This is a genomic window from Iodidimonas nitroreducens (genome assembly GCA_000710935.1).
Classification (GTDB): domain Bacteria; phylum Pseudomonadota; class Alphaproteobacteria; order Sphingomonadales; family Rhodothalassiaceae; genus Iodidimonas; species Iodidimonas nitroreducens.
In genome coordinates, this window is record BAYV01000022.1 from 25,707 (window position 1) to 44,281 (window position 18,575).

Annotated in this window: 19 protein-coding genes and 1 tRNA gene; 9 read left to right on the top strand and 11 right to left on the bottom strand. The window is 55.4% G+C overall.

What is annotated here, in order from left to right; all coding sequences use genetic code 11:
* Window positions 1-181: 181 nt before the first annotated feature.
* A complete protein-coding gene (locus tag AQ1_RS09445) occupies window positions 182-757 on the bottom strand; it encodes a cob(I)yrinic acid a,c-diamide adenosyltransferase (protein ID WP_042086613.1) in 576 nt (191 codons plus the stop codon).
* Window positions 758-764: 7 nt separating this feature from the next.
* A complete protein-coding gene (locus AQ1_RS15320; protein ID WP_042086615.1) occupies window positions 765-962 on the bottom strand; it encodes a twin transmembrane helix small protein in 198 nt (65 codons plus the stop codon).
* A 175-nt stretch (window positions 963-1,137) separates the two neighbouring features.
* Between AQ1_RS15320 and AQ1_RS09455 the strand changes: the two genes are divergently transcribed.
* Window positions 1,138-1,938: a S1/P1 nuclease gene (locus tag AQ1_RS09455; protein WP_313982302.1), complete on the top strand. Its 801-nt coding sequence runs from the start codon at window positions 1,138-1,140 to the stop codon at window positions 1,936-1,938.
* Between the two features lie 41 nt (window positions 1,939-1,979).
* On the opposite strand, the gene AQ1_RS09460 is transcribed toward AQ1_RS09455, so the two are convergent.
* The 3 genes from AQ1_RS09460 to ccrA all read right to left on the bottom strand — a co-directional run bounded on the left by AQ1_RS09460 (window position 1,980) and on the right by ccrA (window position 6,160).
* Window positions 1,980-3,065: a GNAT family N-acetyltransferase gene (locus AQ1_RS09460; protein ID WP_042086617.1), complete on the bottom strand. Its 1,086-nt coding sequence runs from the start codon at window positions 3,063-3,065 to the stop codon at window positions 1,980-1,982.
* A 76-nt stretch (window positions 3,066-3,141) separates the two neighbouring features.
* A complete protein-coding gene (locus AQ1_RS09465; protein ID WP_042086618.1) occupies window positions 3,142-4,848 on the bottom strand; it encodes an acyl-CoA dehydrogenase family protein in 1,707 nt (568 codons plus the stop codon).
* Window positions 4,841-6,160 carry a crotonyl-CoA carboxylase/reductase gene (gene ccrA, locus AQ1_RS09470; RefSeq protein ID WP_081837240.1) on the bottom strand — a complete coding sequence of 440 codons (1,320 nt, stop codon included), beginning with the start codon at window positions 6,158-6,160 and terminating at the stop codon, window positions 4,841-4,843. Before ccrA ends, AQ1_RS09465 begins: the two co-directional genes overlap by 8 nt.
* A 702-nt stretch (window positions 6,161-6,862) precedes the next feature.
* Between ccrA and AQ1_RS09475 the strand changes: the two genes are divergently transcribed.
* Window positions 6,863-8,836, top strand: coding sequence for a protein meaA (locus AQ1_RS09475; protein ID WP_042086654.1), 1,974 nt, complete (start codon window positions 6,863-6,865; stop codon window positions 8,834-8,836).
* A 23-nt stretch (window positions 8,837-8,859) separates the two neighbouring features.
* Here the strand turns inward: AQ1_RS09475 and gluQRS are convergent, their stop codons facing one another.
* The gene (gene gluQRS, locus AQ1_RS09480; RefSeq protein ID WP_042086655.1) at window positions 8,860-9,735 is read right to left on the bottom strand and encodes a tRNA glutamyl-Q(34) synthetase GluQRS; all 876 of its coding nucleotides are present in this window, start codon (window positions 9,733-9,735) and stop codon (window positions 8,860-8,862) included.
* Window positions 9,736-9,863: 128 nt separating this feature from the next.
* On the opposite strand from gluQRS, the gene AQ1_RS09485 reads away from it, so the two are divergent.
* Window positions 9,864-10,523, top strand: a complete 660-nt coding sequence (locus AQ1_RS09485; protein ID WP_042086656.1) for an alpha/beta hydrolase — start codon at window positions 9,864-9,866, stop codon at window positions 10,521-10,523.
* A 165-nt stretch (window positions 10,524-10,688) separates the two neighbouring features.
* The gene (locus AQ1_RS09490) at window positions 10,689-11,255 is read left to right on the top strand and encodes an HNH endonuclease (protein WP_042086619.1); all 567 of its coding nucleotides are present in this window, start codon (window positions 10,689-10,691) and stop codon (window positions 11,253-11,255) included.
* A gap of 62 nt (window positions 11,256-11,317) precedes the next feature.
* Here the strand turns inward: AQ1_RS09490 and AQ1_RS09495 are convergent, their stop codons facing one another.
* Genes AQ1_RS09495 through AQ1_RS09505 form a run of 3 tightly spaced genes read right to left on the bottom strand, consistent with a single transcriptional unit; the run spans window position 11,318 to window position 13,075 of the window.
* Window positions 11,318-11,938: a demethoxyubiquinone hydroxylase family protein gene (locus tag AQ1_RS09495; RefSeq protein ID WP_081837241.1), complete on the bottom strand. Its 621-nt coding sequence runs from the start codon at window positions 11,936-11,938 to the stop codon at window positions 11,318-11,320.
* On the bottom strand, window positions 11,931-12,461 hold the full coding sequence (locus AQ1_RS09500) for a disulfide bond formation protein B (RefSeq protein WP_042086620.1): 531 nt from the start codon (window positions 12,459-12,461) through the stop codon (window positions 11,931-11,933). The genes AQ1_RS09495 and AQ1_RS09500 overlap by 8 nt, the downstream gene beginning before the upstream one ends.
* Window positions 12,462-12,496: 35 nt before the next feature.
* Window positions 12,497-13,075, bottom strand: a complete 579-nt coding sequence (locus tag AQ1_RS09505; protein ID WP_042086621.1) for a YqaA family protein — start codon at window positions 13,073-13,075, stop codon at window positions 12,497-12,499.
* A gap of 208 nt (window positions 13,076-13,283) precedes the next feature.
* On the opposite strand from AQ1_RS09505, the gene AQ1_RS09510 reads away from it, so the two are divergent.
* A tRNA-Leu gene (locus AQ1_RS09510) sits at window positions 13,284-13,370 on the top strand.
* A 40-nt stretch (window positions 13,371-13,410) separates the two neighbouring features.
* Here AQ1_RS09510 and AQ1_RS09515 read toward each other — a convergent pair.
* Together AQ1_RS09515 and AQ1_RS14890 are read right to left on the bottom strand one after the other, a co-directional pair.
* Complete coding sequence (locus AQ1_RS09515; RefSeq protein WP_042086622.1) at window positions 13,411-14,457, bottom strand: MBL fold metallo-hydrolase; 1,047 nt, start codon at window positions 14,455-14,457, stop codon at window positions 13,411-13,413.
* A 33-nt stretch (window positions 14,458-14,490) separates the two neighbouring features.
* Window positions 14,491-14,886 (bottom strand): Vgb family protein, encoded by a 396-nt coding sequence (locus AQ1_RS14890; RefSeq protein WP_052371174.1) that lies wholly within the window; start codon window positions 14,884-14,886, stop codon window positions 14,491-14,493.
* A 6-nt stretch (window positions 14,887-14,892) separates the two neighbouring features.
* On the opposite strand from AQ1_RS14890, the gene AQ1_RS09525 reads away from it, so the two are divergent.
* The 4 genes from AQ1_RS09525 to AQ1_RS09545 all read left to right on the top strand — a co-directional run bounded on the left by AQ1_RS09525 (window position 14,893) and on the right by AQ1_RS09545 (window position 18,519).
* Window positions 14,893-15,186, top strand: coding sequence for a FecR domain-containing protein (locus AQ1_RS09525; RefSeq protein WP_042086624.1), 294 nt, complete (start codon window positions 14,893-14,895; stop codon window positions 15,184-15,186).
* 1 nt (window position 15,187) lies between these two features.
* Window positions 15,188-15,775, top strand: a complete 588-nt coding sequence (locus tag AQ1_RS09530) for a hypothetical protein (RefSeq protein WP_042086626.1) — start codon at window positions 15,188-15,190, stop codon at window positions 15,773-15,775.
* A 182-nt stretch (window positions 15,776-15,957) separates the two neighbouring features.
* The gene (locus AQ1_RS09535) at window positions 15,958-17,862 is read left to right on the top strand and encodes a PAS domain-containing sensor histidine kinase (protein WP_042086628.1); all 1,905 of its coding nucleotides are present in this window, start codon (window positions 15,958-15,960) and stop codon (window positions 17,860-17,862) included.
* A gap of 288 nt (window positions 17,863-18,150) precedes the next feature.
* Window positions 18,151-18,519, top strand: coding sequence for a hypothetical protein (locus tag AQ1_RS09545; protein WP_042086632.1), 369 nt, complete (start codon window positions 18,151-18,153; stop codon window positions 18,517-18,519).
* Window positions 18,520-18,575: the final 56 nt, after the last annotated feature.

The following is an 18,575-nucleotide window of genomic DNA, read 5'->3' on the forward strand; positions in this document are numbered from 1 at the left end:
CCTTTATTTGGCCGCATCCAAAGGAAGAAAGCGGCCCGGTATCATTCACGCGATCGCGCTTCATATCAACTTTAAAAGCGGCGCACCCAAAATTGTGATGCAATGCAAAAAGATGATCCGGCTTTCCCCGAGACATAGGTGAAGGCCTGGTTCAAGTCAACGCGCCCACGGATGCGTGCGCCTAGCCCTTTTGCCGCGTGGCGCCGGGTTTCCACAAAACATCCTGAGCGCCATTTTCGTTGGCAATCCGCGATAAAACAAACAAATGATCGCTCAGCCGATTGGCATATTTGCGCGCTGCGGCATTGATTTCGGTATCCTGCCCCGCCAAAACCATGAGGCGTTCGGCGCGGCGCACAATGGTGCGGGCCAGATGCAGATGGGCCGCTACCGGGCTGCCACCGGGCAGGATAAAGCTTGAGAGGGGCGAAAGCCGCTCGTTCATGGCGTCGATTTCCCGCTCCAGACGGGTCACCTGATCATCGGTGATGCGCAAAGCCCCGGCTTCATGGGCGTCTTCAAGGGGTGGGGTGGCCAGATCGGCCCCCAGATCAAACAACTCGTTCTGGATCCGGGCGAGCATCTCATCGATGATCCCCGAACTGTGCAGCCGCACGATCCCGAGCACGGCATTGGCCTCGTCGATACTGCCAAAAGCCTCGATCCGGGGGGCATATTTGGGCACCCGTGAGCCATCCACCAGCGAAGTTTCCCCCTGATCGCCGCCGCGTGTGTAGATTTTCGTCAGCTTGACCATAAAGCCTTCACCCTGCTGCCATGAAAAACAAAAGACCCATCAAGATCACCGCAATGAACTGGAACAAGACCCGATATTGCATCAGCTTGTTGGAGCGCTGCTGGCTGGCCTTGCCCTGCCGCGCCATATTCAAAACCCCCAAAAGAACCGCCCCAAGGGCAGCGATCATGAAGATCGGAATCAAAATGAGAAAAATGGAAGACATCGTGCTCCTGACTGGTGATCTGACGCTAAAGGGCCCCATCTGGCCATGCCACCGGGCCGCTTTTTCTATCCGTTTATACAGCATCCTTATCGCATTGGATTTTGCTGCCGTCATCCTCTCTCATATGATAAGCCTTGGCGATGAGCACAATGACGCAGGCAAAAGGAGCAGGAGCATGAACAAAATGGCGCGCCGGATGATAGCGCTTTTAGGGGTATCGTGGCTTGGCCTGTCGCTTATCGCGGCTCCGGCTTTTGCCTGGGGTAAAACCGGCCATCGGGTGACCGGGGCGATTGCCGAACGCTATTTATCGCAAGAAGCACGTGCCGCTATCAGCGCCCTCATTGGCACGGAAAGCCTCGCTCAGGCCTCAACCTGGCCTGATGAAATGCGCTCTGATCCCGATCCCTTCTGGCAGGATGTCGCGGGCCCCTTTCATTATGTTACGGTTCCGAAAGGAACATCATATCACCTAAAAAATGCCCCAGAATCAGGAGATTCGTTCACCGCCCTTGCGCAATTTTCTAAGGACCTCACCGATCCTCAATCCCCCCTTGCGATCAAGCAGCGTGCCTTGCGTTTCATCGTCCATATCATTGGCGATCTGCATCAGCCTTTGCATGTGGGGAATGGAACCGATCGAGGCGGCAATGATGTGAAGCTCAGCTGGTTTCGGGACGAGAGCAATCTCCATCGGGTGTGGGATAGCGAGATGATCGATGGCGAGTTATTATCCTATAGCGAATGGACGGCGTGGCTGACGGCACCCCTGAGCGATGCGGATGTGGCGGCGCTGATGATCAGCGATCCCAAAATCTGGATTGCGGAAAGTGCGGCAATCCGGCCGGGCCTTTATCCGGATAAGTCAGAACTTTCCTATGATTATCTCTATCAGAACATGCCCATTGTAAAAGATCAGCTGACCAAAGGCGGGCTAAGGATCGCTGCCTATCTCAATCAGCTTCTGGCGCAATAAAAGCTCTCAGAACGGTTTGATGAGGCTGCGCTTGGGTGCGATCATGGCGCGCGGGCAAATACATGAGAGACGGTGCGAAAACCTGACGCCTTAAAAAAGCCGTGGGCTGCGCTGTTGTGCAGGCCGCTTTCAAGAAAAAGCCAATGCCCGTGGCTTTTGGCCATGATCTCATCCAGCAAGGCCCGGCCGATGCCCGCGCCGCGCGCATCCGCGCGCACCACCATATCTTCCAGAACGGTGTAAATCGGGCCGCCCTCGTCATGCCAGGTTAAAACGGCCGCCGCCATCAGATCCTTCTTTTGATCATAGGCCGCGCATAAAAAAGGCCGTTCGGGCTGATTGGGGGATGCTTCATAAAGCTTATGGAGCCAGGCCCGGGTTTTTTCCGGGGTATCGCTGGCCCATTGGCAGCCATCGGGGCTCAGCCCGGCCATGATTTCGCCATGCGAGATATAGGCTTTGTCGGCCATCATGGTTTTGGCCAGAAAATCGGCGATGCTGTCGATATCCTGGGGTTGATGCTGCCATGATAATTCATAGTCGATCTGTTTTTTCCGGGTCTTTTTCGCTACAACGCCTGCGGCTTTGAAGCTTTTGGCCAGTGCGGCGATGGTCAGGCAATCCAGCGTTTTGGCCACATGCAGATAAAAATCCGTCTTTTGCTGCGCAAAAGGCACGTCATCATCATGATCGGCCACCGGCTGATCAAAGATATGCCGAAGATCGGATGTATAATTATCGCAGATCGTGGGCCAAACCGCCCGGAAATACCAGTTTTGCAACAGATCGAATTGCCAGGCCACCCAGCTTGCATAAACATCGGGCTCGAAAAATCGTTTGCGGCGAAACCGGGTGGCGATTTCAAACAGATTAAGGATTTGAAACAGCCGATTGTCTGCGATCAGCCGGTCGCTGGCGGGCAGGGTTTCGCTGGGCGGCGTCTCCTGAAGAAAAGGCGCAAGGCGATCGGCATGTTCGGCTTCAAAGCGAAAAACCTCGTTCGAGGCGACTTCGAGTTCCTGATAGATTTCACCCAGCCGGGTGCGATTGGCAAGCCGGGTCTGGATGATGAAGGTGATCAGGGTGAGAAACAATCCCGCCAGTATCAACCAGCCCTGAACATTCATAGCTCTGCCCCCTTTTTCCGATCATGAGAAAAGAAGAAGGCCAAAGGGATCGGCATGCGTCAAGCCCAAAGCCTTTTCAGCCCTGCTCTAAAAGCCGGGTGGCAATGACATTGGCCTGAATTTCGGCAGCACCTTCAAAAACATTGAGGATACGGGCATCCACCAGCACCCGGCTGATGGGATATTCCATGGCATAGCCATTGCCGCCATGGATTTGCACCGCATTATCCGCCGCCGACCAGGCGATGCGGGCAGCCAGCAATTTCGCCATCCCCGCTTCCAGATCACAGCGCTTGCCGCTGTCTTTTTGATGGGCGGCGGCATAGCATAATTGCCGGGCCATCATGATTTCCGCCGCCATCATCGCCACTTTGCCATAAATGCGCGGAAAAGCCAGGATGGGTTGGCCGAACTGCTGGCGATCCAGCGCATAGCCAAGCCCCAGATCCAAAGCCGATTGAGCCACCCCCACGGCGCGTGCCGCCGTTTGGATGCGGGCACTTTCAAAGGTGGCCATCAGATGCTTGAAGCCCATCCCCTCGATCCCGCCCAGCAGATTATTGGCATCAACCGCAAAACCATCAAAGCCCAGTTCATATTCCTTCATGCCGCGATAGCCCAGAACCGCGATTTCACCGCCCGTCATGCCCGTCGCCGGAAAGGGATCGCCTTCGGTGCCCCGGGGTTTTTCCGCCAGCAGCATCGACAGGCCCTTATAGCCGGGCTGATCGGGATTGGTGCGCACCAGAAGCGTCATCAGATCGGCGCGGGCAGCGTGGGTGATCCATGTTTTATTGCCGGTGACCAGATACTGATCGCCCCGGCGCACCGCGCGGGTGGAAAGCGACCCCAGATCAGAGCCGGTATTGGGCTCGGTGAAAACAGCGGTGGGCAGAATTTCGCCAGTGGCAATCCTGGGCAGCCAATGGGCTTTTTGCGCTTCGGTGCCACCATTGAGGATCAGTTCGGCGGCGATTTCGCTGCGTGTGCCCAATGAGCCAAGGCCGATATAGCCCCGGCTCAATTCTTCGGAAACCACACACATCGCCGCCTTGCCCATGCCCGCGCCGCCATGGCTTTCGGGGATGGTGAGGCCGAACACGCCCAGATCGGCCAGATTTTGAATGACATCGAGGGGGATAAGATCGTCGGCCAGATGCCAGCCATGGGCGGCTTCGCGATGCTCGCCGGCAAAGCGGCGGAAGGTATCGCGCACCATTTGCAGAGTTTCATCAAGGCCATCCGCGCCCCCGTGGCCCTGCGCCAGATGCTGGGCCAAAGCCCGGCGATGGGGGTCGCGCGTGCCCGCCGCGATCACCGCCTCCACATCCTCATTTAAAAATGTGGCCAGCACGCTTCTGGGCAGGCCAAGGCTTTGGGGGCGGATGATCTCGCTTTGGCTCATGGCGATGCCGCCAGCCATCTGGGCGAGATATTCGCCGCAGCCAATGGCAAGGATCAGGGCTTCCGTTTCTCCAAAAAGCCCTTCCGCCTCAAGCCTGTGCGCCCAATCGAGGGTGGCCTTCAAGGTGGCCGCATAGCTGGCATACCAGGCCAGCCCATGGGCCGCTGTTTGATGGCGGGTGATCCGATTTTTATCGGGGCGCCCATCCACACACAGCCTTTCAGCCAGATGCTGGCGGATATGATCCACCAATTCCCCGGCACTGGCGATGGCGCGGGCATAGGTTTGAAGGCCGGGCAGGCGGATCGGGGCTTCGGCCGGATCGGCAGACAGGGCAGCAGCGCTAGACAGGGCAGCAGCGGCGAATTGATCAGCCATTGCCTGCCTCCACCGCATCTTCAAAGGTGCGCAATCCCGGATGGCGGGCAGAGACCAGCACCGCCATATTGCCCGGCTTATGCTGATTGGCGCGCATTTTTTCATGGGCGCGGGGAATATCGGACCAGCTGAAAACTTCCGACATGCACGGATCGATCCGCCGTTCGATCACCAGCCGATTGGCCTGGCTCGCCTGTTTGAGATTGGCGAAATGACTGCCCTGAATCCGCTTTTGCCGCATCCACACAAAGCGCGCATCAAAGGTGAGGTTAAAGCCCGTGGTGCCCGCACAAAACACCACCATGCCGCCGCGTTTGACCACAAAGCACGAAACGGGAAAGGTTTGTTCGCCGGGATGCTCGAACACCACATCCACATCATTGCCCTTGCCGGTAATTTCCCAGATGGCCTTGCCAAAGGCCCGGGATTTTTTCATATAATCGGCATAGCCAGCGGAGTCGGTTACCGGTGGCAATTGCCCCCAGCAATCGAAATCATTGCGATTGATCACGCCCTTCGCCCCCAATGACAAGACGAAATCGCGTTTGGTGTCATCGGAAATCACCCCGATGGCATTGGCCCCGGCGGTGGCGATCAACTGAATGGCCATCGAGCCAAGCCCGCCCGATGCCCCCCAAACCAGAACATGATCGCCGGGGCGCAGAATATGCGGCCGATGCCCAAACAACATCCGATAGGCGGTGGCAAGGGTAAGAGTATAGCACGCACTTTCTTCCCAAGTCAGATGCCGGGGGCGGGGCATCAACTGGCGCGCCTGCACCCGGGCAAACTGGGCGAATGAGCCATCCGGGGTTTCATAGCCCCAGATGCGCTGGCTCGATGAAAACATGGGATCGCCGCCATTGCATTCTTCATCATCGCCATTATCCTGATTGCAGTGCACAACCACCTCATCACCCACTTTAAAGCGGGTAACCCGGCGCCCCACCTTATACACAATGCCCGCCGCATCAGAGCCGGCAATGTGATAATCGGCCTTATGCACATCGAAAGGCGAGATCGGCAGGCCAAGGGCGGCCCAAACGCCATTATAATTGACCCCGGCAGCCATCACCAGAATCAGCACTTCATCCGAATCGATCTCCGGGGTTTCCACCACTTCTTCAACCATCGCCGAGGCGGGTGGGCCATGGCGTTCGCGGCGGATCGCCCATGCGTGCATTCTGGCTGGAACATGCCCCAAAGGCGGAATTTTCCCTACGTCATAAAGGTCCTTCAATGGTGCGGCGGCAGCGGCGACAGGCTGGTCGGTTTGATCCGTTTGGCGTGTTGCTGCAGGGGCTGCTGACATGGTTGTCTCCTCGTTCAGAAGGGGTCTGTGATGGCTGTTGGCCTCGATCAGGCTATTGCATCGCACAATGAAAAGATATGCCAGCGAAAAAACGCCAAAAAGAAATAATATTTTAAATTATACAATAAAATATCTAGATTATGTGTTTTTATAGCCACAGTTTTGGAATTTATGCGGCTTTTGTTCGGATATACGCGACATTTTCAATCACTCCACCTGCCATAAATGGCGCAGCGCATCATTCACTTTATTTTGGCTCAGCTTTGTTTTGGGGTGGCTCCTCGCTTTGGTTCATGAAAAAAGGCCGGTGAAAGCGAGGGGGAGGGGTGTCGATGGCTTCCACCGGCCTGATGCGGTTTGGCCCGACGGGAAGAGATCAGGCAACCGATAAGATAAGATTATCATAAAATACAACCGAATTTCCAGATAATCCGGCCTTGGTGAGGCAGGAAAGGACAGAGAGGCGGCTTTTATGGGGAAAACCCGCCGAAATGCAGGGGGTTTCTCGGGTTTATGCTGGGTTCGGCGCGACTTGTGCATTGCACAAAAAATAAATATCATGCCAAACTAGAAGGCTATGACGCAATTTTATTGCGTTCTCGGCTTCGATTTTAGGTCTTGGGCAGATGAGGCGAGGAGACAGGCATGGCGGACCGGAAAAATCCCGAGAGCAAACAGGAAAGCGATCAAGGCCGGAAAGCCATGACCGCCGGTCGGGATGACCCCTGGTTGATGCGGACCTATTCGGGGCATAGCTCGGCCGAGGCGTCGAATGCCCTTTATCGAACCAATCTGGCGCGGGGGCAAACCGGCTTGTCGGTGGCGTTCGATCTGCCCACCCAAACCGGCTATGATGCCGATCATCCGTTGGCGCGCGGTGAAGTGGGCAAGGTGGGGGTGCCGATTGCCCATCTTGGCGATATGCGCAGCCTGTTTCTTGATCTGCCCCTTGATCAAATGAATACATCGATGACCATCAATGCCACGGCCCCCTGGCTTTTGGCGCTTTATTGCGCTTTGGCCGATGAGCGGGGGATTGATCGGGCGCAGCTTTCCGGCACCGTGCAAAATGATATCATCAAGGAATATCTTTCGCGCGGGACCTATATCTTTCCCCCCGATCCCAGCCTGCGGCTGATCAATGATGTGGTGGTGTTCTGTGCCGATCATCTGCCGAAATGGAACCCCACCAATGTGTGTTCTTATCATTTGCAGGAAGCCGGGGCGACACCGGAGGAAGAGCTGGCCTTTGCCCTTGCCACCGCCATCGAGGTGCTGGACCGGGTGCGGGCCAATCCGGCCCTTGATGCGGCGGATTTTCCCCGTGTGGTGGGACGGATCAGCTTTTTCGTCAATGCCGGAATCCGGTTCGTTACGGAAATGTGCAAGATGCGGGCCTTTACCGAATTATGGGATGAGATCTGCCGCACACGCTATGGCATCACAGAGGCCCGTTATCGCCGGTTTCGCTATGGCGTGCAGGTGAATAGTTTGGGGCTGACCGAACAGCAGCCGGAAAATAATGTCTATCGCATCCTGCTCGAAGCCATGGCCGTGGTTTTATCGAAATCGGCGCGCGCCCGGGCGGTGCAGCTTCCGGCCTGGAATGAAGCCATGGGCCTGCCGCGCGAATGGGATCAGCAATGGTCCTTGCGCCTGCAACAGATTTTGGCCTTTGAAACCGATCTGCTGGATTATGGCGATCTGTTTGATGGCTCGCCGGTGGTGGCGGAAAAAGTTTCGGCCCTGAAAGCCGCAGCATATGCGGAACTGGCCCGGATCGAGGCGATGGGCGGGGCCGTGGCCGCCATCGAAAGCGGCTATATGAAGCGGCGATTGGTCGAGTCCAATACCCGGCGTTTGCGGGCCATTGAAAGCGGCGAACAGATGGTGGTGGGGGTGAATGCCTATATCGATAGCGCGCCCTCGCCCCTCACGGGCGAAGCGGATGAAGCGATCATGACCGTTGATCCCGGGGTTGAGCAGGCCCAGATCGATGCGCTTCATCTGTGGCGGGCGAACCGGGACGAGGCCGCCGTGGTCGAGGCTTTATCGGCGCTGAAGGCGGCGGCTTTGAGCGGCGACAATATCATGCCGCCGTCGATTGCCGCCGCCAAAATCGGGGTCACGACCGGCGAATGGGCGGCGGCCCTGCGTTCTGTTTTTGGCGAATATCGGGCGCCCACGGGGGTTGGTGCCGGGGCATTGGCCAAAGATCGGGGGCTGGCCATCATTCAGGCCGAAATCAGTGATCTTGCCCAACATCTGGGGCGGCGGCCGAAATTTCTGGTGGGAAAACCGGGATTGGATGGCCATTCCAATGGGGCCGAGCAGATCGCCACGGCGGCGCGGGATTGCGGCTTTGAAGTGGTTTATGAAGGGATCAGGCTGACCCCGGCGCGGATTGTCAATGCCGCTTTGGAAGAAGGGGTGCATGTGATCGGCCTGTCGATCCTTTCAGGCTCGCATACTGTGCTGGTCGAAGAGGTTCTGGCGCAGATGAACAAAGCCGGGATCGGTGATGTGCCTTTGGTGGTGGGGGGGATCATCCCGCCCAAAGATGCCGAACGCCTGATCGCTGCCGGGGTGGCAAGGGTTTTTACCCCAAAGGATTTCAAGATCACCGCCATCATGCGTGAAATCGCCGCTCTGCTGGCGCAAAAGGCGGCGGCCTGAAATGTGGCCTGAAGCTTTGTGGATCAGCCACGGGCAAAGCCGCCTGACAGGCGCTTGATGGCGGCGCGCACATCATCGGGGGTCCAGCCTTCCTGCCGCAGGGATTGCAGGGTTTGGGCCTTGTCGCGTTTTGCCAGCCGCCTGCCCCTTTCATCTGTCAGCAGGGCATGGGTCTGGTAGATGGGCGTGGGCAGATCCAGCAGGGCCTGCAACAGCCGGTGGATATGGGTGGCGTGGCGTAAATCCTCACCCCTGATGACATGGCTGATATTCTGGATGGCATCATCCACCGTCACCGCCAGATGATAGCTGGTGGGCACATCCTTTCGCGCCAGCACCACATCCCCCAACTCTTCGGGATGGGCGATATGGCGGCATCCCTCCTCATCATGAAAGGCCAGAGCACCCGGCCCGCCGCTGGCCCTGATGGCAGCTTCGCTATCAAGGCGCAGGGCATAGGCTTCCCCCGATGCGATCCGGCTTTCGGCCTCGGCGTGCGAAAGGGCTTTGCACAGGCCGGGATAAAGTGCGCCTTCCGGGCCATGGGGGGCTGTGGGGGCGCGGGCGATTTCAGCGGCAATATCCTTGCGGGTGCAAAAACAGGGATAAAGCAGGCCCTTTTCCGCCAATTGATCAAGGGCTGATTGATAATCACCAAAATGCTGGGATTGCCGGCGCACCGGCCCATCCCATTCCAGCCCCAGCCAGCGCAGATCATCGATGATGGCATCGCTATAAGGGGCGAGGCAGCGGCTTTGATCGATATCTTCAAGGCGCAGGATGAACCGCCCCCCGGCGACGCGGGCGGTCTCATGGGCCAGAATTGCTGAATAAGCATGGCCCAGATGCAGATGGCCGGTGGGGCTGGGGGCAAAGCGGGTGATCAATAAAGGCGGCATCGGTTCTTGCCTTTTCATGCGGGGGCGGGCAGATGGGGGGCATGATCATGGGAAGGTGGCTCAAAAACCAGCCACCATGCCCCAGCATAGCCGCCTCACGCGTTGTTTTCAAAGGAGCCTTTTTTGTCATGTCCAGCCTCCCCATGCTGTCCGGCCCTGAGCTAGCCCCCGCCCATGGGGCATCCCCCGATTGTCTGGTGATTTTCGCCCATGGCTATGGCTCGAACGGGGCCGATCTGATCAGCCTTGCGCCGCATTTTCAGAATAGTTTGCCGGGCGCACATTTTCTCTCGCCCAATGCGCCCCAGCCCTGCCCCGGGGCGCCACAGGGTTATCAGTGGTTTCCCCTCACATCCATCAGCCGGGCCGAGCGTGATGAGGGAACGGCTGCGGCGGCGGCGATCCTGGATCATTATATTGATCAACAGCTTGATCGGTTTGATCTGCCCGCAAACAGGCTGGCGCTCATCGGCTTTTCTCAGGGCACGATGATGAGCCTGCATGTGGGGCTGCGTCGGAAACAGGCTCTGGCCGGGATCGTCGGGTTTTCAGGCTCGCTGGCAAGCCCGGGGCAGTTGATCGATGAAATGGGGCCGCCACCCCCGGTTTTGCTGGTGCATGGCGCGGCGGATGATGTGGTGCCGGTATGGCTGATGTTTGAAGCCTTTGGGGCCATGGAAGCCGCGAAAATTCCGGTGGAACGGCATATCAGTCAGAATATCGCCCATAGCATTGCCCCCGATGGCCTGCGCAAGGCGGTTGAATTTTTAAAACAGCATCTGGCCTGAAGATTGGGCCTGCAGCCAAAATCCCGCTTGATCTGCGGCAATATGGAGTGTTGTCATAAATAGAGAACACTGTATCTTGTAAAACACTCTCGAAAGACTGGGCGGCCCGGTTTTCATTGGGAAGGGCGGGTGTCATCCGGTTCTCTTCGCAGGATAGATCACGCGATGCTGGATGGATTCTCTCTCCCCTCGCCTGAAAGCTGCCCGGCTCTGGTTTTGAATGCCGATTTTCGGCCCTTGAGCTATTTCCCTTTGTCTTTATGGGGATGGCAAACGGCCCTGAAAGCGGTTTTTCTGGATCGGGTGAATATTGTTTCGGAATATGATCGGGTGGTGCGCTCGCCCACCACTGAAATCCGCCTGCCTTCGGTCATTTCCTTACGAACCTATATAAAGCCCGCCACCTGGCCCGCCTTTACCCGCTTCAATCTGTTTTTACGGGATCGCTTTAGCTGCCAATATTGCGCTGTCGGGTCTGATCTCACCTTCGATCATGTGGTGCCCCGGGCCTATGGTGGCCGCACCACATGGGAAAATGTGACCACGGCCTGTGCGCCCTGCAATCTGGCCAAAGGCGGGCGCACGCCGCAGGAAGCGGGAATGCATCCGATGATCAAACCCTTCCGCCCCAATAGCCATCAACTCATTGAAAATGGCCGCCGGTTTCCGCCCAATTATCTGCATGATAGCTGGCGTGATTATCTTTATTGGGATAGCGAACTGGAGCCCTGATCACGCCCCCGACAATGGGGCGAGCCCGGCACACCGCAGGACACACAGCAGGGCTTGGGGCATCAAAGCTTTCTGGCCATGGCAATCGCCAAACGGCAGCCGCTTTTGATGGCCCCTGCTAAAAGCCCATAGCCGGGTGTATCCTCGGCCCCATGGGCAAGGGCGGTTTCACGATGTTCGGCTTCCTCGCTCTGAAAATCGGCGATGGTCTCGGCCAGTTCCGGTTCTTTGTCGCCCAAGGCGCGGCGCTGGCTTTCATAATGATCGTCGATCACCTCTTCAACGGCGGCGGTGCAGGCCATCAGGGCGCGTTCACCCATCAGGGCGGTTCCGGCCCCTAAAGCATAGCCCGCCACATGCCAAAAGGGCGATAAAAGCGACGGGCGCACCCGGCGTTCAATCAGCAATTCATCAAAGCGCTGCAGATGCCGCGCTTCCTGCTTGGCCATATGCCGGATCAGGGGGCTGAGCCGATGCCCATGGCCCAGAACCGCAAGCTGGCCGGCATAGATGCGGGCGGCCCCATATTCCCCGGCATGATCCACGCGGATCATCTCGTCGATGCTTTCCCCGCGCTGGCGATCCCCAGGCAGGGGCCGTGGCGGCACCATTTTCGCGGGCGCTGCGCTTTTCGTAGACGGCACGATGCGGGACGTTTCTATGGATTTCGTGGGATCAGCCATGGCTTTGCCCTTTCTGGATGATGTGCCGCCGATAAAGAGCATAGCCTGAAAATCCAGCCAGCCCCAGGGCGATCAGCATGTTCCATACTGCCATGGAAAGCCCCAGAAAGGACCATGAAATATCGTCGCAGCGCACCAGCTTGGCTTTCATGATCTGCTCCAAAGCCGCCGCCGGATCGGTGGGCAGGCTTGCCCCCGAACAGGTGGATGGCCCCGCCCAGAAACCCTGCTCCACCCCGCCATGAAAGCCGCCGACGAAAGCCGTGGCAAGGAATAAAAGCAGCCCGCAAAACAGCGCCAGATCAAGCCCCCTGCGCCCCGGCACAAAGATCAGCAAGGGCAGCAGCAAAGCGAGATAATAAGGAATGCGCTGCCAGTGGCACAAAGTGCAGGGGGCATAGCCCAGATATTCAAAAAAATGCGCAGCCCCCAAAATGATCGCACTGGCAAAGGCAAGAAGGCCGGGCAGCAGGATCTGCGGGCCGCTGTTGATCAACTGATCCAGCTTTTGGGTGCGTGTCATTCAGGCTTCCGTTTCAATCTGCCAAAAGGATGGGATCACAGATAGCGCATCGCGATGAACCCGCCCGCCAGCAAAAGCGCAAAAAGGCTGGCCAGAAGGCTCAGGCGCTTTTCGATGAAGGCTTCGATGGGGGCTCCGTATTTCCACAAAAGCGCCGCTTCGATATAAAAGCGCGGGGCGCGGGAAAGCAAGGCCGCCAGCAAAAAGGCCACAGGGTTCATCGCCACCACGCCGCTGGCAAGGGTGATGACCTTGAAGGGGAAAAAGCTCAGTCCAAACAGGAAAACCAGCCAGAAACCATGATCCTTGAAGCGCTCCTGAAAGATCTGGAACTGGGCCTCATAGCCATAAAAGGCGATCAGCGGCGCGCCGATCAGATCCCATAGATAATAACCGATGCCATAGCCCGCCAGCCCTCCCAAAACCGAGGCAAAGGTGCAAATAAGCGCAAAACGAAAGGCTTTCTGCCGATTGGCCAAGGTCATCGGCAGCAGCATCACATCGGGGGGAATGGGAAAGATCGAGCTTTCGAGGAAAGACACAAGCCCCAGCCAGCGCTCGGCATGGCGGTGGCGGGCTTTTTCCAATGTCCAGCGATAAAGCCGCGAAAGCATGATCAGATCATCCAGAGTACAATGGCCATGAGGGTGGCATGAATATCCATTTGATCTGGCAGATTGCCACCTGAAAAGCAATGCGGTGGCTTGTCAGATGGTAAGGCGCGCAGAAAATAATCGACAAAGCGCCCCTGTTGCACAGGTCGGGCTTGACGTGAGATCATTTCCCCCTAATATGCGCCGACCTGAAGGCAGACCACACAGAGCCCCTGTGGCGGAACTGGTAGACGCGCCAGACTCAAAATCTGGTTCTCGCAAGGGAGTGTCGGTTCGAGTCCGACCGGGGGCACCAATCTCATGATCCGGCTCATGAGCCGGCTTTTCAGGCTTTCTCAATCCAATGTGCCGCCCACCGGGGGGAAGGGATCGATGAAGCCTTCCACGCGCGCCAGTTGATCCATCACGCCTGTGGCATTCATCCGCACCCAGGCATCAAACTGATTGAGCGCGCGAAAAGAGTCCACCTTGCCCAGATCCGCTGCGATCAGATCGGCGGCCTTTTCAGGCGGCGTGCCCGCCACCACATGCTCCATGCATAAATCGCGCAATTGGGTGATATAGGCGAGGTAATTGCGCACCTCTGCCTTTCCGCCCATGCCCGCATGGCCCGGGGCCATCAATTCCCAGTCCATATCCAGCACCTGTTCGGTGCTATGAACCATGCCATCGATCTGATAGCGGGCCAGATCCATGAAGGGCATGCGATCCACCAGCACCCAATCTACGACGCTGAGCAGGGCCTGATCGGGCACCCTAAGGCTGATCGATCCACGGCCATCATTGGGGCCATGATAGCGCAGTTCCACCCGCCGGTCGCCCAGATCGATATCCAGTCCTTCATGAAAGGTCGTATCGGCATAGCGGGTTTTGAGCCGCGAGCGCATCTGACTATCGCGCGCCAGTTCGTGGGAGATATAGCGCACGCCATCGGCTTCCAGCATCTCTCCGCCCGAGACATGATCAGCATGATTATGGCTATAGACGACATGGCTGATCGGCTTGTCGCTCATCTGGCCGAGCTGTGATTTCAGCCAGCCCGCAAATCCCTGATCGATGCTATCAAACACCAGGAGGCCCTTTTGGCCTTCGATCACGAGGCCATGATGCCTGTTTTGGCGGGTTCGCCAGAGGCCCCGGGCGATCTCGACGATCTCGCGCTCGGGATTGGCGGCTTCCTGCGCTGATGCCGCCCCGCAGCAGCCAAAGGAAGCAAAGCCCGTGCTGCCGGAACTGCCCGCGCCGATCCCCATGCCAAGACCTGCGCCTATTCCGGCTCCAACTCCGGCCCCAATGGCTGTCAGACCGCCCCCCAAAGCAAGGCTGCCTCCCAGAATCTCCCTGCGGGAAAAATCAGACGATTTTTTAAATATCTGTGGCATGCGGTCTCTCCTTTTCTCGGAATCATGGGCTGATCATAGGAAGGTTTGAAGTTTGCAGATAGGGGATGATATCGGAAATACCCGAAGATAAGGCGCCGCCTCGATATCGCCCTTGGGGAAGGCCCATTCCTTCACAAAACCTTCGCCCGAACGGACAAGGCCCGGGGTGCTGCGGGCAAAATCGCCATAATAAACATCGCCATTGCGCAAAACCGTAATGCGCCGGGGCAGGGCATCTTCAGCCGGCACTTTATATTCGGTGACCGCCATCGTTTCGGGGTCGACCTCTGAGATCATATTGGTCCCGAAATGGGCAATCCACACTGTGCCATCAGGCGCTTCCTCGATGCCATAGGGGCGGGATGCTTCGACCGAATAGGGCTTTGTATAGCGCAGTTTGCGGGTTGCAATATCCATCGAGCCCACCATGTTGGAATGCCGGATGGTGAACCAGATCCGGCTTTCGTCCTCATTAAAAATTATGGTGTGGGGAACGGCCGATTATTTTATGATAATGCCAGCCTTGAAGAGATGGTGAAAGATTTTAACAGATATTATGATGGCAAAATCGAGCTTGCAGATGACACAATGAAAGATCTCAAAATATCCGGGTCATTTAAAATCGATACGATTGAGAAAAAAATATTTTCTTTAGAAAATATACTTCCGGTCAGTGTCGTGAAAAAAGATGATAAATTGATTATAATTTATCAAAAGAAAGAGAATTAAGATGATAGAAACAATGGCAGTCCTATTTGCATTTCTTATTGTCGCGAATACGCAATATGCTTTCTCACAAGAAGAAATGGATGCTGTTGATACAATCATTTATTGCGGTAGTCTTGAAGATAACGAAAAAAAACTGGCTTGTTTTGATGCAGCTTATCATCACTATAGCCAGGAAAGAACAGCGAAAAAAGCTGATGCGGGCGTGATGTCGTCTTCAGCTAAAAACACAAAGCCAGCGCAAAGCATTGAGCAAGAGGGGGTGCGGTCGCAGCATGCTGCGAAAGCGGCGCCGTCTCAGGCCATAGCCAAAGACAATCGGCGCAAGATGATCGTGCGTGAAATAACGGTCGATGATCTGGAACTGCCCCTGGAAACCACGATCACCGCCTACAACAGGAATAAAAGGGGAGATTTCAAGCTGCAAATTGCCGAAGGGTGGATTTTTGCGCGCTCGGATGGGCCAACACCCCCCAACACTGATCTCACAGGAGCTTCAGTCGTTCTGGAAAAGAACTTTCTTGGGAATTGGCGGATGACCATTCCCGATATGAAAAAGCCTTTATGGATCAAGCCCGACGAGCGTGAGTAGGGCGATTTCGCAGGATGGCGTATAATATCACATCTGAGATTAAAGGCGGCTCGTCATCTCACGAAAATTTTAGACATATTTAATATATCCGGGTAATGATATGTTTTTATAAGCCTGTCATAAACACTTACTGATATAGCATAAGCCCTAAGGTCATAATATGATGCAACCCAGAGCTGGCGATGTTTTCTTATAATCTGGGGGAATATACGCATCCCGATCTGCAATCATCGTCCGATCAGATGTTTTGCCAGAAGATCTGTGCGGCGGCTCAATTGCTGTGCCCTTCGGTGATCATCATCAATCTTGCAAAAGATGGCCGCATTTTATGGATGAATGAGCAGGCCACGGCCAATTTTTATGGCACGCTCAATGCGAATGAGACGATGCAGTTTTGCGATCTCATCTCACCGGAAGATCAGCCATCCTGGTGGGCCAATTTCCACACCCTGATCAGAACCCGGGTCAATAAAGTTCAGATTGCCTTTCATGGGCAAAGCCCGGTTGGCAAGGCGCCCCGGTTTCGAGGCCATATCATTGCCCTTGATGATGATCAGGGGGCAACTCATTATTTCGTTTCCGTGCAGGTTGTAAGCCCCTTCATCAGTGAGGAGGATCATTTCCGCCATATCACTCAGCAGGCTTTGCAGGGGATCATCGTTCATCGCCATGATCGGGTGCTCTATATCAATCAGAAAATGGCGGAAATATTGGGGCTCGATGATTATCGCAAGATCGGGAGCATCAAGGATATTGCCAATTTCGTGCATCCCGATGATCAGGACATCGTGCGGGATCGCTATGCCCAAGCGGTGCAGAAAGGCACATTTGGCGATCTGTTTGATTTTCGGTTGATCGCGGCGGATGGAAAATCCGTGTGGGTGAGCTGCCGTTTTGGCACCATTCGCTGGCATGGGCGGGCGGCGATTGTTTCGTCTTTTTTCGATATCACCGAAACAAAACGCCAAGCGTATCAAAGCAGCGAAACGGAAAAGCTGTTTACCAGAATTCTGGAAATTTCGCCCGATGTGGTGGCCATATCGCGCTTGTCGGATGGCACCTATTATTGGGTGAACAAGGCTTTTACCGAATTTTTCAAATGGGAAAGAAGCGATGTGATCGGCCGTTCGGGCATCGCACTGGGCATCTGGAAGGAACCGGATCAAAAATTGCGCTTATTGAGCGAGCTTGAACGCCATGGTGTGGTGCAATCCTTTGAAACGATCGCCTGCGATAGTGCGGGGCGCAGCTATACAACATCGCTGCATGCCACCAAAATCCGCTATCTGAACGAAGATTTCATCGTCACTGTGGGGCGGGATATCACGCCTGAGAAAGAACAGCGCAAAGCCCTCGAACACAGCATGCTGGCAGCCGAGCTTGCCAATCGCGCGAAAACCGATTTTCTGGCTAATATGAGCCATGAACTCAGAACACCGCTCAATGCGGTGATCGGATTTTCAGGATTGATCATCGATCAGAAGGATCGTTCTTTCCAGCCCGCAAAGATCATCGATTATGCCGAAAATATCCAGGCCGCCGGGCATCATCTTTTGCAGATTGTGAATGATCTTCTGGATATGTCGCGGATCGAGATCGGGGCGGTTGATCTGAAGCCCGAAGATTTTGATCTATGGTCGGCTTTTGATCAGGTGATCCGGCTTTTGCAGCCTAAAATCGATGAGCAAAAATTGCGGATGCAGATCGCCCCGATCCCTGACGGCTCTGAAGTGCATGCCGATTTTTTGCGGACCCGACAGATCATAATCAATCTTTTGACCAATGCCATAAAATTTACGCCCGAAGGTGGCAGCCTTGTTTTTAGCATCCACGCAGAAAGCCCCGATTTTTGCAGCTTTTCGATCAAGGATAGCGGCATCGGGATGGCGGAAGATGAAATCGCGCGGGCCATGCAGCCCTTTGGACGGGCCGATAATTCCTATACCCGCCAGCATGATGGGGTGGGGCTTGGTTTGCCGATCGTGCAAAATCTCGCCTCATTGATGCAGGGCCGTGTCGTGATATCCTCGGCGCCCGGCGAAGGCACTGAGGTGACGATCTCACTGCCCCGTGCTCAGCCGCACTGATCTTGATTATCCTCCATCGCCACCTCCCATCACCATGGCGATGGGTTGCCGCATTCTGGTGAATCAGTGAGACTATCGACGTAATACTCGAAAAATTTAGCGACTTCTGGTTTTTGGAGTGCAATCAAGATGGACAGTGGGGCTGGCTGGACATTATCGTTGGCGGTGACATTGCCCAAAGCTTTGCCAATGAGTTCTGCAATAAACTCGCACAGATTGAGCGACAGATCAGTGTAGGAAAATTTCATAAATTTAATTGCAGCCCATAATATTTTTTAAGACTGTTCCATGGATAAATACCATTCCTATATATTCGCACGCTACTTCCTGTTTGGTAGTTTATTAGTAATTTTTTCATTTTTAATTAGAAGCGAAGAGATTGAGGCTAAAGCACTCACGTGTATTGAGGCGATTGGTGATTACGTTTTTGATAGAACGGTTGACCAATCTGTGATCATTAGCCGCTGTGCACTTGCTCATCCTGGATACCAAGAGCACAGAGTTCAGGAACTGGGTAGTTTGCTTCAATACAGAAACCGTCTTGCTGATTTACCTGAATCTAAGCTAATATCTTGCCATATTCAGTGGATGAACGATTGGCAACAGGCGCACAAAGAAGCGCTTGAGGTAACGAGCGACATTTTATCTAGGCCGTAGACTCATAAAATCTAAGCCAAATACGGATTGAAGCGAGTTTGATTGCGGCCAGGAAG